Raw genomic sequence first — 20506 nt, 5'->3', positions numbered from 1 at the left:
GAGGATAAAATTTTAAGCAAAACGCAGAAATTGGGTAAAAAGACCATTTCTGGATGGACACGAGTTAGAGACGAGAGAGCTTGTCCGACATATCCAAAATGAGTTCTGCTGTTTTCAAGGTCTCTTCTGAGCTCACCTTCACCTCTTCGGAGGCCTGATGGATATCCTCCACTCCAACGGATGTTTCTTCGATCGCTGTATTCTGCTGTGAGATGATCATCTCAATCTCCTTGGCAGAGGTCAGCGTATCTTCTGAGGCGTTGAGTATGTCATCGAAATGCCGGTTTGAATCCACAGCATGTTTTTTGCCTTCCTCAACAGCTTTCATTCCTTCTTCCGTTGCCAGCAGGGTGGTATTGGCACTTTTCTGAACGCCTTCAATTAATGATTTTATCTCCTTTGAAGATTCAACCGCTTTATTGGCCAACTTCATGATCAATTCGGCCAACGCTGAAAAACGCCGTCCTTCCTGACCTGCACCTTCAGCCTCAATGGTTGCGTTGTAGGAAAGAATGGTCGTCTGTCCGGAAAGTTCGTTAATCATTTCAACCGCCAGATCCATCTGTTTGGTTTTTTCACCAAGCTCCAGCATATTCTGGACTATTTTCCCCACCTGCCCTTCAATCTTTTCAATTCCCTGCACGGCATGCTCAAGAGATTCTTTGCCATTGGAAGAGGCAGTATTGGTGGTTTCCGCGGCTCCGACCACCTCCTTGGCTGTTGCCAGAATCATTTTTGATGAGGTGGTCATCTCAGTGAAGGTGGTATTAATTTCCGTGGTGGCCGTTGCCTGTTCCGTGGTGCTGGTAAACTGTTGTTGCGCTGCGGTTTTCAACTCTTCCGACGCGGTCCGCAACTCCGTGGTTGTCTGCGCCAGCGGACGATAGATCAACCTGGTCAACCAGAAGGAACAGACGGCAACGGCTAGCAGAGAACAGGCCGCAATCGAAAGGATGATCCAGATCAAACGAGTGACAGAAGCAAAAGCTTCACTTGCATCGATCTGCGCAACCAGGCCCCATTGCAACCCCAATATATCAACTGGGGTATAGGCGCTAACAACCTTGATCCCACGAAAGTCGATGGTAGTCCCCTTCCCTGTTTTTCCAGCCAGGGCATCGTTGGTGGCAGAGGTCTCCATCCTGCCAAGCCCAGGGTCTGCGAAGGAGGCTTTGATGGAATGATGGAGGGAATCTAATTTGAGGTCGGAACGCATCAGCTTATCCGGTCCAACCAGAAAGGATGCACCGGAATTACCCAGTCCGTTTTTTTCCTGCATGATAGCGTTGATAGGATCGAGCGAGAGCTGGCAGGCTAGAACAGAGACCATTTTTCCCGAGCGATCCTGGACAGGAATGCCTATAAAAGCAGCAGGCTCGTTATTACTTGGGGCATAGGGTCTGAAGTCGACCATTGTGGTCTTCCCCGTATTCACGGTCTTTCTCCAGAGTTCCGCAAGGCCGCTGTCCTTGTACCTGCCATACTGCAGATTGGTTCCCAGGTCTTTTTCCCGGTCTGCGGTTGCCATGACGTGGCCATGACCGGCACAGATCAAAAATATATTATGAAAGCCGCTCCTTTTCCAAAAGGTCATAAGAAATTCACTGGAACTGGCGACAATCTGTTTATACTCAGCTGAAGAAACATCAAAAGGCCCATCGGCAAGAACATTGATCCGATCGTGATAGTCAATCAAAGCTGTGACAAAATTTTTGATGTCATCAGTATCGGCGACCGTCTGTACATAGACCAGTCTGTCGTGAAAATGCTGCTCTATCCGCAGCTTTTTATTCTGACTTATCGCACTGAGTTCCTCCAACTCAATACGCTCCATAAAATTCCCGGCTACCCGAATGGTGACGATGCCCAGAAGCAACGCGGGGATGATACCGGCGGCAAGAAAGGAAATAAGCAATTTTTGTTTGAATCTCATATTCTTCAGCACGATCAGCCCTCCTTGGTCACTTCCTTGTCTGGTTTGGGTAAATCTTACGGATGCCCTGTTATTAGTCCTTGTTCAAAATCGATGACTCGCTTTGAAAGGCTTCTGGAACAAGCACTGAAACAAGGGTATCCTCAAGATAAAACGCTCCTTTGATATATTTACTGATATTCTTTTCGCGAACTGGTGTATGAAAAGAAAATTGTTCGGTGTTTATCAGGTAGACTCCCATAAGACGGTCCACCAAAAACGCCTGCTCCTCTCCGAGATTTTTTGTGAAGATAAGCCGGCTGGTTGTCGAACACTGTGGCTGCGTAAGCTGGAACAGACGATGCAAGTTCACAACACAGACGATCCGGTTTTTGTTGTTGACAATGCCATGCAGTAAAGGCATATCACCCGGAATGGGGGTGATGCCCCGATATTCCAGAATTTCGCTTGTATGGGAAACAGGCCAGGCATAGACCTCGTTATCCAAGGCAAAGGTCAAGAATTTGATCCCTGATTGTTTTTCTGTCTCAAAAGATTGGGCAACAGAGAGATCATAGGAATCTTTCAGCTCCTTGAGTCGTTTTCGCAACCGTAAGATTGCCTCTTTCTCCTTCAAGACTGCACCCTCCGTTCACAGATACTCCGTAATAACTCATTGGAAACAGCACCTACAAACAACCGTATCCGTTCATCCGTGTCCTTTTCCATATTCCGCAAAGAGTTAGCGTAATATTTTTTAGCTTGTACCCTCTTGCCCAGTCTGTCCGAAAAAAGAGCTAGATAAAACTGGGGAGCGAAAAAATTTCGGTCCGCAAAGGCTGCCGCCCTGCCTTCTTTGACGGCACTGATCAGATCCTTCAACGCCTCTTGATACAACGCCTTGACCATGTACACCTCTGGCGTCAAGACGGTTCGAGCGCTGACAACAGCAAGACAGGTCTCAACAGCTGCATACTGACCAAGATGCAACTGAATCAACGCCTGAAGGATCAACTCCTTGCTTCCTCTCTTTTCCAGAGAGAGACAGGCATCAAAATAATCCAAGGCAGTCTGGTACTCTTCTTTGAGATAACACTGAAACGCTTTGTGGTAGGGGCTTTTTTGTGAGGTTTGTTCCTGGTGAATGCAAGGTTGGGCGGGTATGCAGACACGTTCTTTCTGAAAAACGGGCTTGCGGTCCTTTTTGATGCACTGAACCGGTTTTTCCCGGGGCTTTGTTCTTTTTTGGTAGACGAATGTCCCATGGCATTTGACAGGTGTAAAAACATCCCTCGAAGCCATCGCCCCTTCAACATGCCCCAGAACGAGATACCCGTCTTGGGCAAGACAGGCGCTGATTTTTTGTACAATATTCCTGCAGGTTTCTGTACCGAAATACATCAAGACGTTTCTACAGAAGATCACATCGACATCGTGATATTCTTGGGGGAAATCACTCGAACAATTCAGATTCAACCGATTGAAGGAAACAAGCTTTCTGATATTGTTTTGAATCCTGTACTGGTCGTTTTCCCGAGTAAAAAACTTTTCTCTGACTGCAGGGTCTCCCCCCCTGAAAGAATGATCCCGGTAGAGCCCAGCCTCGGCTTTTGCAAGTGAGCGGCAATTAATGTCTGTTGCTAATATGCTGACGCCCTGTTCCATGAGAGGAAGATCATGCTTCGAGAGGGAGATGGCTATGGAATAGGCCTCTTCGCCTGTGGAGCAGCCTGCGGACCAGATCTTAATGTTTCTGCCATTACCTTGTGCCTGTGCAAAGACTCTTGGCAGAATATGTTCGTCAAAGGCTTTCCAGCTTTTCTGGTTTCGGAAAAAATAGGTTTCGCCGACAGTTATACTGTCGATCAATGCCAGCAAGGCGTTGTGTCCTTGCGAAGAATGGAGAAAGTCAGCGTAGGAAGGGATGGAGACGAATTTCTTTTCAGCCGCTTTCTCTCTCAGGAGAGTAAGAATCCTCCGCCTCCATTTGCGATCAATGGCGAGCCCGGTCTCTTTCTCTATCAATGCAATGATATCATTCATAGGCAGGATCCATTTGGCAACGATGGCAAAGATCGACATCAATATCTGCCGTTCCTGTACAACGCTGAACGACATCCTAAGATTTCAGGGCAAACTGTTGATCCATCGTCTGGCTTGAAACCTGAATCCGTGACGGCGGATGGTCTCTGAATAACATATTCAGTTGATAATGCAGAAATTTTCAAACTAATTTATTTGCAATTCAGTTTCACCCGCCGCCCTTTGGGGCATCCATTAGTATGCCACCTTCACTGTTCGTAACAAGCCGATAAAGTTTACTTTAATCGACATGTCACAAACAGCGAAGCTGACACACCAATGAATGCTCACTGATCCAGGTGAAAGTTATGAATCTTTCACGAGGCCATCAATGTTTCAATCTCCGTCATTTTATGGACAAGGAGTTCCTGCAAGTCAATGAGTGGAACCACCTCCTGCCCTAATCGCAGATACTGTTTAATATAGTCCGTATTCTCATTTCTAATCAGTACCGGGACCGCATCTAAATTTTCCGGTGCAATGCGGTATAACTGACTGAGTTGATCAACACACAGGCAAACCAGCATGTTTTCCGCCCGCACGGCAAGCCAGGCCTGTGGTTCTACTCGCGCTGTTTCATCTAACGCCAATAAGCGCTTAACATCCAGCACTGGCGTGGAAACACCATGGTAGTTGATCATCCCGAGCACATACGGTTCTGCTTTATTGACCGGGTAGAGCGTGACCGGCCGAACAACCTCTAGCAGCTCGGCGACCGGTACCGCGTATAAGCGTTCATCAAGCTGAAAGGTGAGAACTTTTGCATTGACTTCCACAACCTGCTCCCCTGTCCAGAGACCAATCTTTAGGGTGTAGCCCAAGTTGAAAATCAGTAAGCCCAACCTCCCCCGCCACGGGGGGTTTACTTCTTTGCAGCAAATATGCTGTCACCCTGCAACAAGTCGATTTCGTCCTTCTGCCTTGGCTTGGTACAAGGCAGAGTCAGCCCGACTCATGACCTTTATCATGGTGTCACTGTTGCCTTTCAAAACAGAGAGGCCAAGACTCACTGTAAAACGTATTGTCTGGCCTTCATATTCTACCGCCAGGTTCTCGAGTGCACACCGTATACGCTCTCCCACTTCCTTTGCCTTACAGAGATCGGTCTCCGGAAGAAGGAGGGCAAATTCTTCGCCGCCCAGACGACCGAACATGTCATTGTGCCGTAACACTTGTTGGCTATGGCTTGTCAGTTCTTGCAAGACCAGATCCCCTGCCTGATGACCGTAGGTGTCGTTAATTGCTTTAAAATGATCCACATCAAGCATTAAAAAAGCCAGAGAATGCTGATAACGAAGAGAACGGACCAGTTCCCGCTTTCCCTTCTCCAGGAAACTCCGTCGATTATCAACACCAGTGAGCGGATCGGTCAAGGCAAGCAGTTTCAGCTTTTTTTCCATGCATTTCCGCTCACTGATGTCCCGTACCAGAGCCTGCAGCAGAGTATGCCCATCAACCTCAACATCGCCAAACCTGACCTCAGCAGGAAATTCCGCACCATCTGCTTTTTTGTACATCCATTCAAAAAACACGCTTCCTTCAGCCATCGCAGTTGCAACGTTTTTCTGAATAGCAGACACGGAACTCTCGCCTGTAGGCTGTATATCAGGCGAAAAATCCTCCATCCCCTTGCCGATAAATTCCTCGGCATGCGTACAGCCAAACATTTCCAAGGTTGCCTGATTGCAGTCCACAAAGCGATCCTCGTCCAAAAGCATAACAGCGTCTCTTGACGATTCGAACAGGGAGCGAAATTTTGATTCACTTCTGCGAAGTGCCTCCTCAACGCGTTTCAAATCGGCCATGGTAGCTTTGAGAGAACCGTTGGTCTGGTTCGTTTCCTTTTGGGCTCTGACTCGTTCGTTCACCTCCCTTCTAAGACGTCTGTTGTGATACAGGGCGGCTAAAGTAAGCAGAGCCAATGGAACCCCGCTAAGGAGCACCCAGTGAAAAATATCTTCCCTGCGGACACCGTGCTCAAAACGCACCGCCATGAAACGGTTGAGCAGATCATTATGCTGCTCAGGTGTTAACGTGGCCAACGCCTTATTCATGCTGCTGATAAGCAGGGGCCAATCTTTGCGGGCAGCAAAAGAAAGTTGGTATTCACCCCAGGAGGTCGGAGCCGCTATCTTCAGGTTCAAAAGACCATATTTTTTGATGAGATAACTGGCTGATGCCAGGTTGTCTATACAAGCATCGGCCTGGCCCAACGAGACCGCTTTCAAGGCTTCTAGCGGTGTATCCCTCCAAACAGGATCCACCTTGATTTTTTCCTTTTCGAGCCAGGAGGAGGTTGCCACCTGCCTGATAATAGCCATCTTCCAGCCTTGCAGTGCATTCAAACCGCTGATAAAGGGAGCATCGGTCCGGGTAACAATAACGATCGGCATGGTGAGATAGGCGGCAGAAAACTCGGCAAAGGCCTCACGATCCGTTGATTTGGCAATACAACCAACAAGGTCCAGTTGTCTGCCCCGGACCCCATTGAGCACCTCCGGCCAAGGGGCTGCGGGACGGTGTTTTACCTTCACCCCCAATTTTTGGGTGAGGATCTCAACGTATGAAGCCCCAATCCCCTGGGGCCTCCCCTGTTCATCATAGTAATAAAAGGGGGGAAAGGCTTTAGGGCCTCCAACCCGAATGACAGGATGGGCCGCGAGAAAGGATTTTTCTTGTTCCGTGAGCTTCAGATCAGAGGTCTGGGGCACGGTAGCTGCAGAGGCGGAAACAGCCGTGAACAGAAAAATGAACGTGAGCAACAGGGTAGAAAACGACATCCACCTGTATCTGAAGAAAAGAGAGTTTGGCTGCTTCAACGCTGGACCTGAGAGAGTCTATGCCCGAAACCGATGCTGTATCCTGACGATCTGAGAGTTCCACTCACCATGCAAAAAATCCTCAACGTGAATTATTGAACAGCAAACCGATTTCTTTCTCTGGAAAACACCATCGATCCATAGCTCAGACCGGCGGATGACCTGTATACCTCTAGGAGAGTTGGACCTGCTGGAATTACTGATAATGCTATCATACTTCCAATCGCCGGTGAAAATATTTTATCCGGTAACTCGAAAAAACAAAGCCAATCCTACAATCAATCACACAGGAATCACATCGCATTCTCAGTAATTTTATTCTTATCTTTTGTTCTGCTCGACTCTCACATTGCACAATTCTGTACATCTTCTTTAAGAGTGTACCAAAGGGAACACTTTTGCTGTGCGTAATTGCACGCCCCATCATCACATCACTCTATCACGAAAAAACACGCCTGGTTATTTTTTTCCAAATATAGCGTATTCCTGCCTGGTTATCTTCCTTCGTTTAGGTTTCAATTTCATCTAACGCCCCGGAAAAAGAACATAAAACAGTTGGCACTTGATTTGCTTTAAACTGTGCAGAGATATTTTTTTGGGAGTTGCCTATGTACGCATCACAGTTTCCAGCTGGAACCATCATTCACGACACCACACTTCGAGATGGCGAACAGACAGCCGGGGTCGCATTCACTCTGGATGAACGGTTGGCTATAGCCCGCAGCCTGGACGCAGCCGGTGTACCGGAGCTAGAAATCGGCATACCTGTCATGGGAGCGCAGGAGCAAGAGGAAATTCGGGCCATTGCCCGGCTAGGGCTCGCCGCCCGACTTGTAGTCTGGTGCCGCATGCATGAGGCAGATCTTAAAGCTGCGCAGCAGTGCGCTGTCTCCACGATCAACCTGTCCATATCTGTTTCCGATCAACAGATCAGTGGCAAGCTCTGTCGTGATAGAAAATGGGTCCTGTCACGCATATCCTCCCTGACAGCCACTGCTCTGGATATGGGGTTTGAGGTCTGCATCGGCGGAGAGGACAGTTCCAGGGCAGATCTCGACTTTTTGCTGCGCGTGATCGAAACCGCCGAACGCGCAGGAGCTAAACGGTTTCGCTTTGCCGACACTATGGGCCAACTCGAGCCCTTCGCCACCTGCAACATCTTTCAAAAACTGCGCAGCTCCACCTCATTGGAATTGGAAATCCATGCGCATAACGATCTCGGCCTGGCCACAGCGAACACACTGGCCGCGATCAGAGGTGGGGCGACCCATGCCAACACCACGGTCAACGGCTTGGGCGAGCGGGCCGGGAACGCACCCTTGGAAGAAGTGGTCATGGCCCTGCAGCACCTCCACGACACCCGGACCGGGGTAGCCCCCCACCACCTCTTTCAAGTGGCCCATCTGGTGGCCATAGCCTCCGGAAGAACTATTCCAGTCAATAAATCCATTGTCGGAGAGGCTATCTTCACCCATGAATCAGGAATTCACGTCAGTGGACTGCTGCGGGACCGGTCCAACTATCAGAACATTGATCCCAAAGAGTTGGGAAGATGTCATCAGTTAGTCCTTGGTAAGCATTCCGGCACGACTGCTATCCGCTGGGCTTACCAAAAGCTCGGAGTCACCCTTGATAAACGACAGGTCGAATGCATACTCGACAAGGTTCGAAGGCATGCGGCACGAACAAAACGCCACCCCACCGCCGATGATCTTGTCCGTTTTCTTGAAGAAACCTTTAACCTGGAAACACAGATGGCATGTCTCCTGGTTGATACGTCATACGAGTTGACAGAACAATAAACACCAACCCTCAAGAGGATGTTATCATGAAAGAAATCATTGCCATGGTGCGCACCAACATGATGAATAAAACCAAAGAGGCCCTGCTGGATCTTGGAGTTCCAGCCTTTTTCGCCACGCAGGTATTAGGCCGCGGGAAAGGTTTGCCCGTTCCAGAACCTCCTCAGGCAACAAACGAAGAGGGACCGCTGGAGGCCACTGTACGAGAAACCGAGGCCGCTCTTGAACAAGGCAGGTTGTTCTCCAAACGAATGCTGAGTGTGGTCGTTGCCGATGAGATTGCAGATAAGGTGGTTGCCACGATTATCTCCATCAATCAAACAGGAAATCCCGGTGACGGAAAAATATTTATCCTGCCCATGGGCAACTCCTTCCGAGTACGTACCGCAGAATCCGGAGATGCTGCCATCAGTTGATCACTATCCGCCCTCAATTTTTCTCCAGTTGCCATGTACAAATACGCCCCCACTTCATCGGTGAATCCCTCGTCATCAAGTACCACAGCATCGGTGGTCCCAGCCCCAGAGGATTGCCCCCTCTCCTCTGTGCCGAAACACCAGGGGAATAAAACAGCACATCCTGGTTTCGAGTGCCGTCCGGGGATGTGCCGGGGGCGGGTTGTGCCGTTGCTCTTGGAAATGGGGTATCTGATCTCCGGGGAGAATAATCTCTCCCGCGCCTTGGAATGCCTACTCAAATACATGCGGGAAAACATGGGTGTAGTCCGAGCCATGATCAGCCTGCATCACCGGGAGTCGGGTCGTATTTTTATCCATCGGAGTATCGGCCTGACCCAGGAGGAACAATCCCGTGGGGTCTACCATTTGGGCGAAGGTATTACCGGCAAGGTGGTGGAATCCGCCAAACCCATGATCGTGCCGCGTATTTCTGATGAACCTGATTTTCTGAACCGGACCAAGAGTGTGTCGCAGGCCTCGGATAACCAGTTGTCCTTTGTCTGTGTTCCCATTCTTCGAAGCAGCAAAGTCATGGGCACCATTAGTGCGGAGTGCCCCTTTGACAGCGAAAAACGGTTACGCAAGCATATGGATGTCCTCACGGTTACATCGCACATGCTTGCCCAGGCAATCGAGTTGTACCTGGTTGAAAATGTGGATAAGGCCTTCTGGAAAAAACGGGCCAGTCTGATGGTGGCAGAATTACAGGAACGGTACAAACCCTCCAATATCATCGGTAGCTCCAAACCGATGATGGATGTCTATGCCATGCTCCATAAGGTCGCCAAAACCAAGACCACGGTGCTGTTGCTCGGTGAAAGTGGCGTTGGCAAGGAAATGATCGCCAACGCCATTCACTATGGCGGCATGGCTCCTGACGGCCCCTTTATTAAATTCAACTGTGCAGCTCTACCGGAAAGCATCGTCGAAAGTGAGCTGTTTGGGCATGAAAAGGGATCCTTCACCGGAGCAACCCAGCTGCGGCGTGGTCGCTTTGAAGAGGCGGACGGCGGCACCATCTTTCTTGACGAGGTAGGGGAACTCTCCCTGGCCATGCAGGCAAAACTCCTGCGGGTCCTCCAGGAACGGAGTTTCGAACGGGTGGGCAGCAACCGTACGGTGACTGTGAATATCCGCATCATCGCTGCAACCAACAAGGACCTGCTTGAGATGGCGGACAAGGGCGTCTTTCGTCAGGATCTCTATTACCGCTTGAACGTGTTTCCAATCATGGTACCGCCCCTGCGTGAACGTGGCAGCGATATCCTCACCCTGGCCGAACATTTTGTTGAAAAATTTGCCTCAGAAACAGAAAAAAAGATCACCAGTATCGCAACCCCGGCACTGAATATGCTCATGAACTATTCCTGGCCCGGTAATGTCCGCGAACTGGAAAATATTATTCAGCGAGCCGTCATCCTCACCGAGGACGACACGATCCACGGCTATGATCTGCCGCTGGCCCTGCAATCTCCGGTTGTCGCCAATACCACTATCCGCAATGGCCTGGAGGCCCGCCTTGCGGCCATTGAATACGAGATGTTGATCGAGACATTGACCCAGTGCAAAGGCAACACCACCAAGGCAGCCAAGGAGTTGGGACTGACCCGTCGGATGCTTGGCTTACGGATGAAAAAATTCGACCTGAACTACAAGGACTTCCGAAAAGATACGGCCATAACATCTTCCCCCCTGCGCACCCTCGACATCAAATGAGGCGTCAGTACCTCGCTCTTGCTGCTTCCACCAGCTGTTTTTTCCCAAACGCTACGGAGAACTGTTTTACCTCTTGCCACTGTGTAGCCTACAGCTCCCCTTCTTATAAGGAAAACCTGAACAGATTACCCCCTGTTCTTTTCGGCACCTGAAGGTACGCTTCTTTCCAGCAACTGTCCACATTGGTACGAATTTCGGAAGACCGAGGTGATATATTTCCCAGAGAACCATCATATCCATCTAGAATATCGTCTAAAACAGCACATGCACTCAAGAAAATCATAATCCCCATAATGGCACTTTAATTGCGATTCAATTGCCACACAAATAACTCAGGGAAGGTGCAAAATGGGAGATTATGAATTCGTAGCAAGCAGGGAAAGTCTTTCCGGACTCCAGGAGAAATGTTCAACTCCGATGAGCATGATGACATCACTGACGATTCTCTTTATCACAGTGTTCGTCGTTTCATGCAGCTTTGGTCAGTTTGGTATTTCCTTATCCACCCTATGCCACTCATTGATACTTAAGCTGACAGGGCACAGCGAACAGATGGTCCATGCCATCGACACGGTGCTTTTTAAGATCCGTCTGCCCCGCCTTGCGGTTGCGTCCATCATCGGCGGTGCCATGGCCTTATCCGGGGCTTCGTATCAGGGGATATTTAAAAACCCCATGGTTTCCCCGGATATCCTCGGGGCCTCTGCCGGGGCTGGATTCGGAGCGGCAATAGCACTCCTCCTTTCCTTTAATATGTTTTTTGTCCAGATTTCGGCATTTTCCTTAAGTCTACTTGCAGTTTCCCTCACCCTGCTTGTCAGCAAAATCATTGCCAGGAAAAGCAGTTCAACCATAGCGATGATTCTCACCGGTATGATCGTTACCAGCCTTTTTTCAGCTCTCATCTCCATCATCAAATACGTTGCCGACCCGGAAAGCAAACTCCCGGAAATCACCTTCTGGCTGATGGGGGGGCTTGCCAGCGTCGGCACCAGCGATGCCCTCTTTCTCTTACTCACTGTCTCTGTAGGAGCCCTTCCACTGCTCCTGATCCGATGGCGGCTGAACATTCTCTCCCTGGGAGACGATGAGGCCCAGTCTCTTGGGATCGATGTCCTACGGTTACGGTTTTTGGTCATAGGATGCTCGACCCTACTCACCGCTTCCTGTGTGAGCATATGTGGGCTCGTCGGTTGGGTTGGCCTGATCATCCCACACATCTCCCGCCTCCTTGTCGGGCCCGATTTTCACAAATTACTCCCGGTATCCATCCTGGTTGGCGCCATTTTCCTCGTTCTTGTCGACGATACCGCCCGCTGCCTCTTTTCCGTAGAAATTCCGCTTGGCATCATCACTTCCATTATTGGGGCGCCATTTTTTCTTTATATGCTGGTTAAAGGGAAAAAGGGGTGGCTATGAATCTGGGCATACATAACCTCAGTTGCGGATACAACAAAAAGGCAGCACTCAAAAACCTTTCTCTGGAAATAGGTTCCGGGGAAATTCTCTGCCTGCTCGGGCCCAACGGGGTCGGAAAGACCACCTTTTTGAAAACCATCCTGGGATTTCTTGAGCCGATTGCAGGCGAGGTGACGATCCAGGGAAAAAACATCAACTCGTGGTCGAAAAAGAAACTGGCCCGCCAAGTCGGCTACATTCCCCAGGCACACGTCTCGCCTTTTCCTTTTACCGTGATGGATGTTGTTCTCATGGGACGGGCGGCCCATATAGGTAATTTTTCCACCCCCTCCGCCATAGATTACAGGGAAGCCGAAGAAGCATTGGAAAAACTCGGCATCCTCCATCTCAAAAAAAGGATTTACACCGAACTTTCCGGCGGAGAACGGCAGATGGTTTTCATAGCCAGGGCCATTTCTCAAAGACCCCGTATTCTCCTCATGGATGAGCCCACCTCGAGTCTCGATTTCGGCAACCAGGTGCGGGTACTTTCGCAGATCAATGCCTTAGCGGCAACGGGCCTGAGCATCATCATGACAACCCATGCACCCGACCACGGTTTTCTCTGCTCGGCACGGGTGGTCCTGATCTGCAGGAAGAATCAACTGCGCATCGGCAATGCCGAAGAGATTGTGACGGAAGACAATCTCATGGGCGCCTATGGCGTCCAGGTCAAAATCAACGAATCCTCTCTGGATAATGGAACCAGGATTCGTTCCTGCATTCCACTGCTTGAACATTGATGGTGATAGAACATGATACGATTTTGCTCTCCCCTCTTTATTGCACTCCTCGTCTGGACCTTTATCTTTCCCGGAAACTGCCTTTCTTCCGCTCGTACGGATGACCGTATAGTTATCGATGGTGATGGCAATCGGGTCAAAATTCCCCAAGAGGTCAGGCGGCTCTGTGCCAACGGTGCCTTGGCGCAGATGGTCCTGATGCTTGGCGCTGGTGAGCGATTGGTTGCCACTGGAAAATTCGTGGCAACCAATCCGATGCTGCTCAAAATTTACCCGGCAATCCGAAAAGTTCCGATTATTTTCGGCGCTCCCGGGGGGAAGTCGGAGATACAGCTGGAATCGTTAATCCGAACCCGGCCTGATGTGGTCATGGGAAAGCATGAGCAGGTCGCATCCCTGGGAATTGCCTGCCTGGCTGTCCGCCTGCAAAATTTTGAGGACATCAAAAATACCCTTCGGCTAATCGGTACGGTGCTTGGTGAGAAATATCAAAGCAAAGCCTCTGCATTCTGCACCTATTACGATGCAATGATCAAAAAAATTCGGGAAAGGACCTCGGATATTCCCCGTCAAAAACGCCCTAAGATCTATTATGCCGGGGGAGAAGACGGTTTAAATACCGAGGGATTGCAGACCATTGGCAATGCATGGGTAACAGCAGCCGGCGGTATAAATATAGCCGCCGAACAGGGAATAAGAGGGCAGCGAAAGGTTACTATGGAAAGTATTATCCTCTGGGATCCTGATGTCATAATCACCAATACATCCAATGCAACGCATCTGATCACTCATTCGGAGAAATGGAAGGACATCCAGGCAGTGATCCATGGGCGGGTGTATCAGTCGCCGCGTGGCGTCTACCTCTGGTCGGTGCGGAGCGGCGAGGGTGTCCTCCAGGTGCCCTGGCTGACAAAACATATTCACCCGCGCCTGTTCAGGGATCTCGATATGAAGCAAGAGGTCCAACAATTTTACGCCCGCTTCTATGGTTATACCCTTTCTCAAAAAGAGATCGACCAGATCCTCCACCCTCCCCTTTGATTCCCAAAACATATTGCGTTTAACATGAGAGACTGCTGATGCGCAGGCATGTCGGCATGCCTGCGCATCAATATTCTGAATCCGTGAGGTTGTTTATTCGCAGAAAAACGTATCCTTTTTGATGAGCAAAGTTGTAGTGCTCTTGTCTGGCACTTGCTTAAGCAAACGACATGGCCCCGCCTCTTGTCTCCCTCTCCCAGGTCTTGCGCATCCAGGGCGGAGGATTATCGCGTAGGGTGAACAGCAGCTTATCCAGAAGATCAGCAATCCGCTGGTTTCCTTCTATTTTGCTAACAAAAACATGGGACCGGATCAAAGCCAGGGCCTCTTCGCCTATAACCGGTTTGGCCACAAAAATTAGGCCGCAACCTTGTAGAGCGGCAAGGCGGGGATTGTTCATACCACCGCCCGTCCCGTCGGGAAAATCATATGTCGTTGTATGGGTGCAGCCGTTTGTATCGACCTCATAGATCACCAGATGTTTCGCGTTGATGAATTCGGCATTCACTGTTTGCCTGTCATCGGAGGCAAAGGCGGCACGAAGCATTTTCTTACTCATAGATTTTTCTCCTTGATACACTGCATGATTTCATCCGTATGCCGGATGGCTTAACATTCAGAGGAAGTGAAGGCTTGCCCAAGACATGACCGGTCCATCGCTATCTATCACTCTTCGTCTAGTAGTTATGACTCCTTGTCAGTACATAGGGCCGACAGCCGGAATGATGGCCTCTGCCCGCAGGGTGTATTCAGGTGCTCCAGCCTCCGGAATAGGGATACGGACCTGCCAATCGGCGAGCTGTTCCCTGGGCAATTTCCCTTCTTCCAGAGCTTCAGCAGGGATGATATGAAAGATACCGTCGACCTGAAGAAAAAAGTCGATCGGATAAAGGAAACTGTTGGCATAGCGTGGGCCAACATCAATCACCAGGCTGTCGGAGGTCAGGCTGTAGCGCGCCGAACCGCAGCGCAGGCGATGGTGCCTATTGAAAAACATCTTTTTGCGAAACTGTTGCACCGATCCGATTTCGTCACTTAAATACTTGATCTCATTTGCCGCATCCTCGTAATACTGGCCAAGCATCGCCTCCAGATAGGCCTCAGGAAACCACTGACGAAACGAATTGAGATAGACCACAATGCTTGCGGTCAAAATCTCGAGCCCTCCAAAACTGATATGCAGGGCAAAGGCGTAGGGTGGTGCTACATAATTCATCTTGAACAGGCCCCTGCCTGTTTGGATGCGGACATCCGGGGCAGCAATCCCCTGGCGGATAATTTTGAGAATACGGTAGATCTGCCCCATGATCCGTTCTGTCTGGGTTCTCGGTTCGAGCCGAATAAAGCGCTGCTCCGGGGGGAGCCCGGCAAACTGTGGTTTCACGCTCTCCCAGTACCCATCGAGAAAGGAAAAGGCCTCAAGGGCATCCATGACTTGGGGAATGTTCCAGCCGTTGTTTTCCTCTGCGCATTCCGGATCGCAGAGTTGTATGACGGAGGAGTTGGTGTACATCTCGAGTTCCCGGTACTCCGGCAGCCTTCGTCCCTGGGTGTTCCGAGTCAAGCGCTCTGCCCCGGCTTCGGCAAAACCATTCATAACATCACTCCAATTCTCATCAATCTTTAGAAGAACCATCCCGGACGGACCGGATCAAGAGGGCAGGAAAGTTCCGTATCCGCCCAGGACGGTATTACGAGGTATAGTTTTCCCAGGCAATACGCTTGGACCGCTGTGCCCGTTCGAAATCGTTGGCCATGACCTCCAGCATATTCAGCATCCCCTCGTAGCCCATATAGGGGCGATCCACGTAGGTATCGCGGTTGGTGGGGGTGAGCAGATCAAACCCAATCTGTATGCCCACCTCCTCAGCCATATACTGTTCCCAGGCCGAACCGAGCACGGCATGAGGATCCTGTTGTGCCAGGGTCGAGCGCATCTGGTGCCCATCGACATCAAAAGCTACCTTGGCGGCCAAATTGAGCTCGGTCAATTCCGCTGCCAGCAGGTCTCGGGCCTCCGGTCGCCCCGAGCGCAGGAGGATACATTCCGGGATCATCTCCAACTCCGCAAAAAGCATACGCACCAGCCCGATGCCGATGGTGGCATCAGCACTCAGGGTGATGCGGCAGTTGCGGTACCGGGGAATGATCATCAGTCCGCGCCGTCTGAGCACGTCCGTAACCATGGTCTCGCCCTCGGTGATGATCTCCTGCGCAGCTGACTCGGCACCGAAGTGGCTGCCCAGAGCCGTAAGCCAACGTGCCGAGTTTATCAGCCCGATGGGGAGGGGGATGTCCGCAAGGAGAAGCGGGATGGCAAACCGCTCCTCCATGCGTTTGGCCATGTCGTAGCCGACATCGTGACTGAGCAGCAGGTTGACACTGGCAGAGGAGGCGTGCCGCAGTTCATGCAGGGATGTATCCCGGGTGAGCACCGCCCGGACCTCTATGCCCATGCGCGTAAGCACTCTGCGCACCCAGAGGAGGTCGGCCCGCCAGGTCGGGTTGAGCGAGGCCTGGGGCGCAATCAGATTGACGCTCCTCGCATCGCGTTTCTCAGGCTCTTTCATGACTGCAAGCAGGGCTTCCAGGCCAAGATCCATACCATCATAGGCATTGCCGCGAAAGCCACCGGCAAAAACCGGTATCAAGCGGGCACCGACCTGAGGCTGCATCGTTCGACAAACAGCCTCAATATCCTCACCAATGATGTCAGCTGCACAGGTACCCACGACAAACATCACCTTTGAAGCAAAGGTCGAGTCGGCCTCCACAATCAGATTTTTCAGCTTATCCGTTGCCCCCATGATGATGTCGGTTTCAAACAGGCGGGTGCAGGCGGACTTACGCCGGGTAAAGTCAATCTCCTGATTGTCGTAGCCCAAGGCCACGGTGGAGGAACAGCCCTGGGGCGAATGGATGAGAATACTCACATCCTCGATCCCGGCAAGGACCGTGGCCACGCCCTCCAGAGCACATCCCACCAGCGGGTCCTGAGAGTGGTTGCACTGGTAGAACTTTAACTCATCATACATTGACCTCTCCTTCTGCCTCCGGCATAGAGGGTACAGTCGGGTAGGTTCTGCGCCTGCTTAGGAGTCATCGAGGCGGCAGAAGCCAATCCCCCGTCTTTGGGGAAAACGATACGCTTGGCCAGAGTACTTCGAGGCCTGAAGGCGTAATCAAGGGCGGTCTTGATGCATTGGGCCACCTTGAGTGCCCCCCGATACCCGAACCGGGGTCGGTTGAGGATAGCGTTCAGATCCACCAGGGGTATCTTGGGAAAACTAAGTGACGAGCCGAAATAGACCGTCTCCATGGGATTGAGGCCGCCGAGAAATTGAAGCAGTTCGTCTTCGGTCTGTTGCATGGATTCATATCGCCCCAGAGCCAGGGTCCCTTTGGTTATCAGGATTTCAGGATCCAGCCCGGCCTCCAGCATATAATCGATACTGGTTTCACGGGCCTCGGTACTCCAGGGGTGAAAATTGTAGATAATCGCCCGCATCCCAAAATCCTTGTCCAGCATATGGGCGATTGCCAATGACTTGATCGCATCGTGGCCCTCGATAATTGCGGTCTTACCGACAAGGTGGGGCCGAACCTCCTCATAATCTGCATAAATTGCGGCATATTCCTGCTGCATCAAGGCTTCGGCCTCGGCCTCCAAGCCCAGGTGAGTGGCGGCACCTCGGAGCCAACTCTCGGTGGCGGCGATGCCATAGGGCAGGATGGTGGAGTTGAGCGGCGTGCCAAAGGCATCACGCATGGCCGTGCCCACGGCATAGCCGATATCGAGGCAGAGGGCGCAATTTACTGCCACCGACGGAGCCCGATGGAGTTGTTCCAGGGAACAGTTCCCTGCAATCACCGCGTTGATCGAAGCTCCCATGGCCTCGACCAGACGGACAAGTTCCTTGAGATCGGTGTCGATTTCTGTCCGCTCCGGCCCCATCTTGGCACCGACAATATTCACCGAACGTGCCAAACGACTCTTTTCCTCCTCGGTAGGTGGGTGCATCAGCTTGACCAGATCGCGAAACACGAGATCAAACCCAGAACGGTATTCACCGGAAAACCCTTCGCAATGGACCGGCATGATTTCGGCTTCGACCCTTCCGCGCATATCCCGGATAATCCCGTCCACATTGTCGCCAATAATTCCACTGGCGCAACTGGTAGCCACGAAAATCACTTTGGGCGCATATTTTTCCGAAACCTCCCTGATCGCGGCCTTCAGCTCGTCTTCCCCACCGTAAATAATCTGGTTCTGGTCCAAATTGGTACTCAGCACCGGCTCGTAGACCGCACCGCTATTGCGGCAATTGGTCAGTTTGTACGCCTGTTTTATCCCGTAGGCGCAACCGCTGGGGCCATGAGTGAGGACCACACTGTTACGAATACCGGAAAGGATCTTGGTGGCGGTCCAGAACTTACAGGGGCGGGTATGGCTTCCCTGCAGGTGCGTGGGAATAGCGCCCTTGCCTGCCAGCCGATAGAGTTCACTTAACGGACCGTGAAAAACGATCTTATCGGTAAGCAGACCGCCTGCAATTTTTGGGATATAGGTCATGGGTCCTCCAGTGGGTCGGCGTCCCGAAGTGTGAGGGGGAGTTGGACTCCGGGACGCCGACGGCGAGTATCGCTGTTTGAGGCAAGCTTGCCATCATGGCATACAAACACGGGGGGAAGGGAAATCTACCAAGTATTGAGAATCCATTCCCGATCGTGGGTGTATTCCATATGGGAGAACAGGGTATTGGCGATCAATTCACCGAGTATAACCGCGCCCCGATAGCCGATAATCGGTTGCCGATACATGCCGGCCCGGTCAAAGGTGGGAAAGCCCACACGCACCATGGGGATATTGTTGTCAATGGCCACATAGCGCCCCTTGGAATGACCAAGAATCAGATCGTAGTGGATACCCTGATTCTTGATCCGATCTTCCAGTTCCCACAGGTCGGCATTGGCCACCACCTCCATGTCATGGTCGAGCCCTTCTTCAAGTTCCTTGATCCGCGGATCACGGCTGAAGTTATAGGCATCGTCACCCAAGAGGAGTAAGGCGGGATCCAGTTCGATTTCCTTGCAGAATTGCGCCAGGCCAATCACCAGATCCGGATTGCCGAAGATGGCCACCTTCTTATCGGCAAAAAACATGTGGGTGAGATCGGTGAGGGCGTCGATGGCCAAGCCCCGTTCCTTGACCAGGGATTCGGGTATGGGTTTCCCTGTCATGTCGCTAATCGCATGAAGCATGGCATCGGTATTTCTGATGCCGATGGGGGTGTTGACCAGCTGCATGGGCACGTCGAAGCTGTCTTCCAGGTAGCGGCCCGCATCAACGCCCTCATACCGGTTGCAGCAAAGGCTGCCTAGGGCATCACCTGTTCCGGCCAGATCTTCGACCGTGGTCCCGCCGCCAGTAAGCACCTCCTTGCTGGGCAAGGTGGGGGAATCCAGAGGCTCCATGTCCGGTATGATGGTGGCATCGACCATCATTTCCTGGCAATAGCTCTTGAAGACCTGAACATCACCGGGATTGGCCCAGCCGCTGAAGATATTGAGCTTGCCGTTGGCCGTGGTCTGCTTGGCCATGCCTTTGACCATTGCGGTGATGCACTCGTTGTATCCGGCAACATGGGTGCTCCTGAAACTGGGTGTATGCACCGGCAATATGTGGATTTCACGGTCAGGAAATATTTTTTTTAATCTTGCTTTGGCGTTACGGATGGTACCCTCGATATCGTCGCCGATGATCTCTGTAGAACAGGTGGTAATCACCGGGATGACGCGCAAATCGGGATAGCGCCGGGCCATGACCTCGATGCCCTCCTCTACCCTCTTCCCACCTCCGAACACCGCCGCATCTTCATGCAGGGAGGAGGAGGCAATCTCGAAATTTTCCTTGAAATGCTGGGCAAAAACCAGGCGAACAAACATGGAGCAGCCTTGACCGCCATGGACCAGGGAGATGCAATCCTTGATTCCCAGAGCCGCATATTGCGCTCCACAGGGCTGGCAATTGGAGACCGGATTAATAACACCGGCGCGTTTTTTCTTGATTACTGTGCAGGACATGGTTTTCCTCATCAAACATTGCGGGAATTTTGAATATCCCCTTGTGTCTTTTAATAATTCTTGACGTGCAATTCCTCGTTGTGGGAGGAGGTAATGACAATCTCGCGCATCCGTTGCTTGACCCCCTGAAAAAGGGCGTGGAGTTCCTCTTTATTCATGTCGCGGATCCACCCGAAACTGGAGGTAAAGGCACGTGAGAGCACTTTGGCGTCCGCCATATGGCAGCGATCCATATCGCTGGTAGCTTCCTCCACAGGGCCAGTGAGCAATGCTTCGGTGCCGTTCAGTACCCCTTCAATGTTCTCTTCCCGGTCCCAGGCTCTGGAGAAAAACTGCCACAGACAATCTTTTTGTATATATTCAGTTAGTTGTTCTATTTTATTTTCCATGG

General features: G+C 51.3%; 17 protein-coding genes. 6 read left to right on the top strand and 11 right to left on the bottom strand.

Going from position 1 to position 20506, the window contains the following annotated elements:
• Window positions 1–64: 64 nt before the first annotated feature.
• From JWJ90_RS07455 to JWJ90_RS07435, 5 genes are all read right to left on the bottom strand, one after another.
• Complete coding sequence (locus tag JWJ90_RS07455; protein ID WP_205226577.1) at window positions 65–1945, bottom strand: methyl-accepting chemotaxis protein; 1881 nt, start codon at window positions 1943–1945, stop codon at window positions 65–67.
• A gap of 61 nt (window positions 1946–2006) precedes the next feature.
• Entirely contained in the window at window positions 2007–2549 is a 543-nt protein-coding gene (locus tag JWJ90_RS07450) for a chemotaxis protein CheW (RefSeq protein ID WP_205226576.1), read from the bottom strand.
• A complete protein-coding gene (locus tag JWJ90_RS07445; RefSeq protein ID WP_205226575.1) occupies window positions 2546–3994 on the bottom strand; it encodes a CheR family methyltransferase in 1449 nt (482 codons plus the stop codon). Before JWJ90_RS07445 ends, JWJ90_RS07450 begins: the two co-directional genes overlap by 4 nt.
• Window positions 3995–4311: 317 nt before the next feature.
• A complete protein-coding gene (locus JWJ90_RS07440) occupies window positions 4312–4836 on the bottom strand; it encodes a chemotaxis protein CheW (RefSeq protein WP_205226574.1) in 525 nt (174 codons plus the stop codon).
• A 45-nt stretch (window positions 4837–4881) separates the two neighbouring features.
• Window positions 4882–6774 carry a diguanylate cyclase gene (locus JWJ90_RS07435; RefSeq protein WP_205226573.1) on the bottom strand — a complete coding sequence of 631 codons (1893 nt, stop codon included), beginning with the start codon at window positions 6772–6774 and terminating at the stop codon, window positions 4882–4884.
• Window positions 6775–7421: 647 nt separating this feature from the next.
• Here JWJ90_RS07435 and nifV point away from each other — a divergent pair.
• The 6 genes from nifV to JWJ90_RS07405 all read left to right on the top strand — a co-directional run bounded on the left by nifV (window position 7422) and on the right by JWJ90_RS07405 (window position 14031).
• Window positions 7422–8615, top strand: coding sequence for a homocitrate synthase (gene nifV / locus JWJ90_RS07430; protein ID WP_205226572.1), 1194 nt, complete (start codon window positions 7422–7424; stop codon window positions 8613–8615).
• A 26-nt stretch (window positions 8616–8641) separates the two neighbouring features.
• A complete protein-coding gene (locus JWJ90_RS07425) occupies window positions 8642–9031 on the top strand; it encodes a P-II family nitrogen regulator (RefSeq protein WP_205226571.1) in 390 nt (129 codons plus the stop codon).
• Between the two features lie 186 nt (window positions 9032–9217).
• Window positions 9218–10789, top strand: coding sequence for a sigma 54-interacting transcriptional regulator (locus tag JWJ90_RS07420; protein ID WP_420828898.1), 1572 nt, complete (start codon window positions 9218–9220; stop codon window positions 10787–10789).
• A 417-nt stretch (window positions 10790–11206) separates the two neighbouring features.
• Window positions 11207–12208 carry a FecCD family ABC transporter permease gene (locus JWJ90_RS07415; protein WP_240194808.1) on the top strand — a complete coding sequence of 334 codons (1002 nt, stop codon included), beginning with the start codon at window positions 11207–11209 and terminating at the stop codon, window positions 12206–12208.
• Complete coding sequence (locus JWJ90_RS07410; protein ID WP_240194807.1) at window positions 12205–12990, top strand: ABC transporter ATP-binding protein; 786 nt, start codon at window positions 12205–12207, stop codon at window positions 12988–12990. Before JWJ90_RS07415 ends, JWJ90_RS07410 begins: the two co-directional genes overlap by 4 nt.
• Window positions 12991–13002: 12 nt before the next feature.
• Window positions 13003–14031 (top strand): ABC transporter substrate-binding protein, encoded by a 1029-nt coding sequence (locus tag JWJ90_RS07405; protein ID WP_205226567.1) that lies wholly within the window; start codon window positions 13003–13005, stop codon window positions 14029–14031.
• Between the two features lie 157 nt (window positions 14032–14188).
• Here JWJ90_RS07405 and JWJ90_RS07400 read toward each other — a convergent pair whose 3' ends face one another.
• The 6 genes from JWJ90_RS07400 to JWJ90_RS07375 form a co-directional block, all read right to left on the bottom strand.
• A complete protein-coding gene (locus JWJ90_RS07400; RefSeq protein WP_205226566.1) occupies window positions 14189–14590 on the bottom strand; it encodes a NifB/NifX family molybdenum-iron cluster-binding protein in 402 nt (133 codons plus the stop codon).
• A 138-nt stretch (window positions 14591–14728) separates the two neighbouring features.
• Window positions 14729–15628 (bottom strand): hypothetical protein, encoded by a 900-nt coding sequence (locus tag JWJ90_RS07395; RefSeq protein ID WP_205226565.1) that lies wholly within the window; start codon window positions 15626–15628, stop codon window positions 14729–14731.
• A 94-nt stretch (window positions 15629–15722) separates the two neighbouring features.
• On the bottom strand, window positions 15723–17066 hold the full coding sequence (locus JWJ90_RS07390; RefSeq protein WP_205226564.1) for a nitrogenase component 1: 1344 nt from the start codon (window positions 17064–17066) through the stop codon (window positions 15723–15725).
• Window positions 17051–18604, bottom strand: coding sequence for a nitrogenase component 1 (locus tag JWJ90_RS07385; RefSeq protein ID WP_205226563.1), 1554 nt, complete (start codon window positions 18602–18604; stop codon window positions 17051–17053). Before JWJ90_RS07385 ends, JWJ90_RS07390 begins: the two co-directional genes overlap by 16 nt.
• Before the next feature lie 125 nt (window positions 18605–18729).
• Complete coding sequence (locus JWJ90_RS07380; RefSeq protein ID WP_205226562.1) at window positions 18730–20115, bottom strand: nitrogenase component 1; 1386 nt, start codon at window positions 20113–20115, stop codon at window positions 18730–18732.
• A 50-nt stretch (window positions 20116–20165) separates the two neighbouring features.
• Complete coding sequence (locus JWJ90_RS07375; protein WP_205226561.1) at window positions 20166–20504, bottom strand: Fe-only/vanadium nitrogenase subunit delta; 339 nt, start codon at window positions 20502–20504, stop codon at window positions 20166–20168.
• Window positions 20505–20506 lie beyond the last annotated feature (2 nt).

The sequence above is a fragment of the Desulfobulbus rhabdoformis genome, from assembly GCF_016919065.1.
Lineage (GTDB): Bacteria > Desulfobacterota > Desulfobulbia > Desulfobulbales > Desulfobulbaceae > Desulfobulbus > Desulfobulbus rhabdoformis.
Note: the sequence above shows the minus strand (reverse complement) of the source record. Positions and strands in the feature narration are given on the sequence as shown.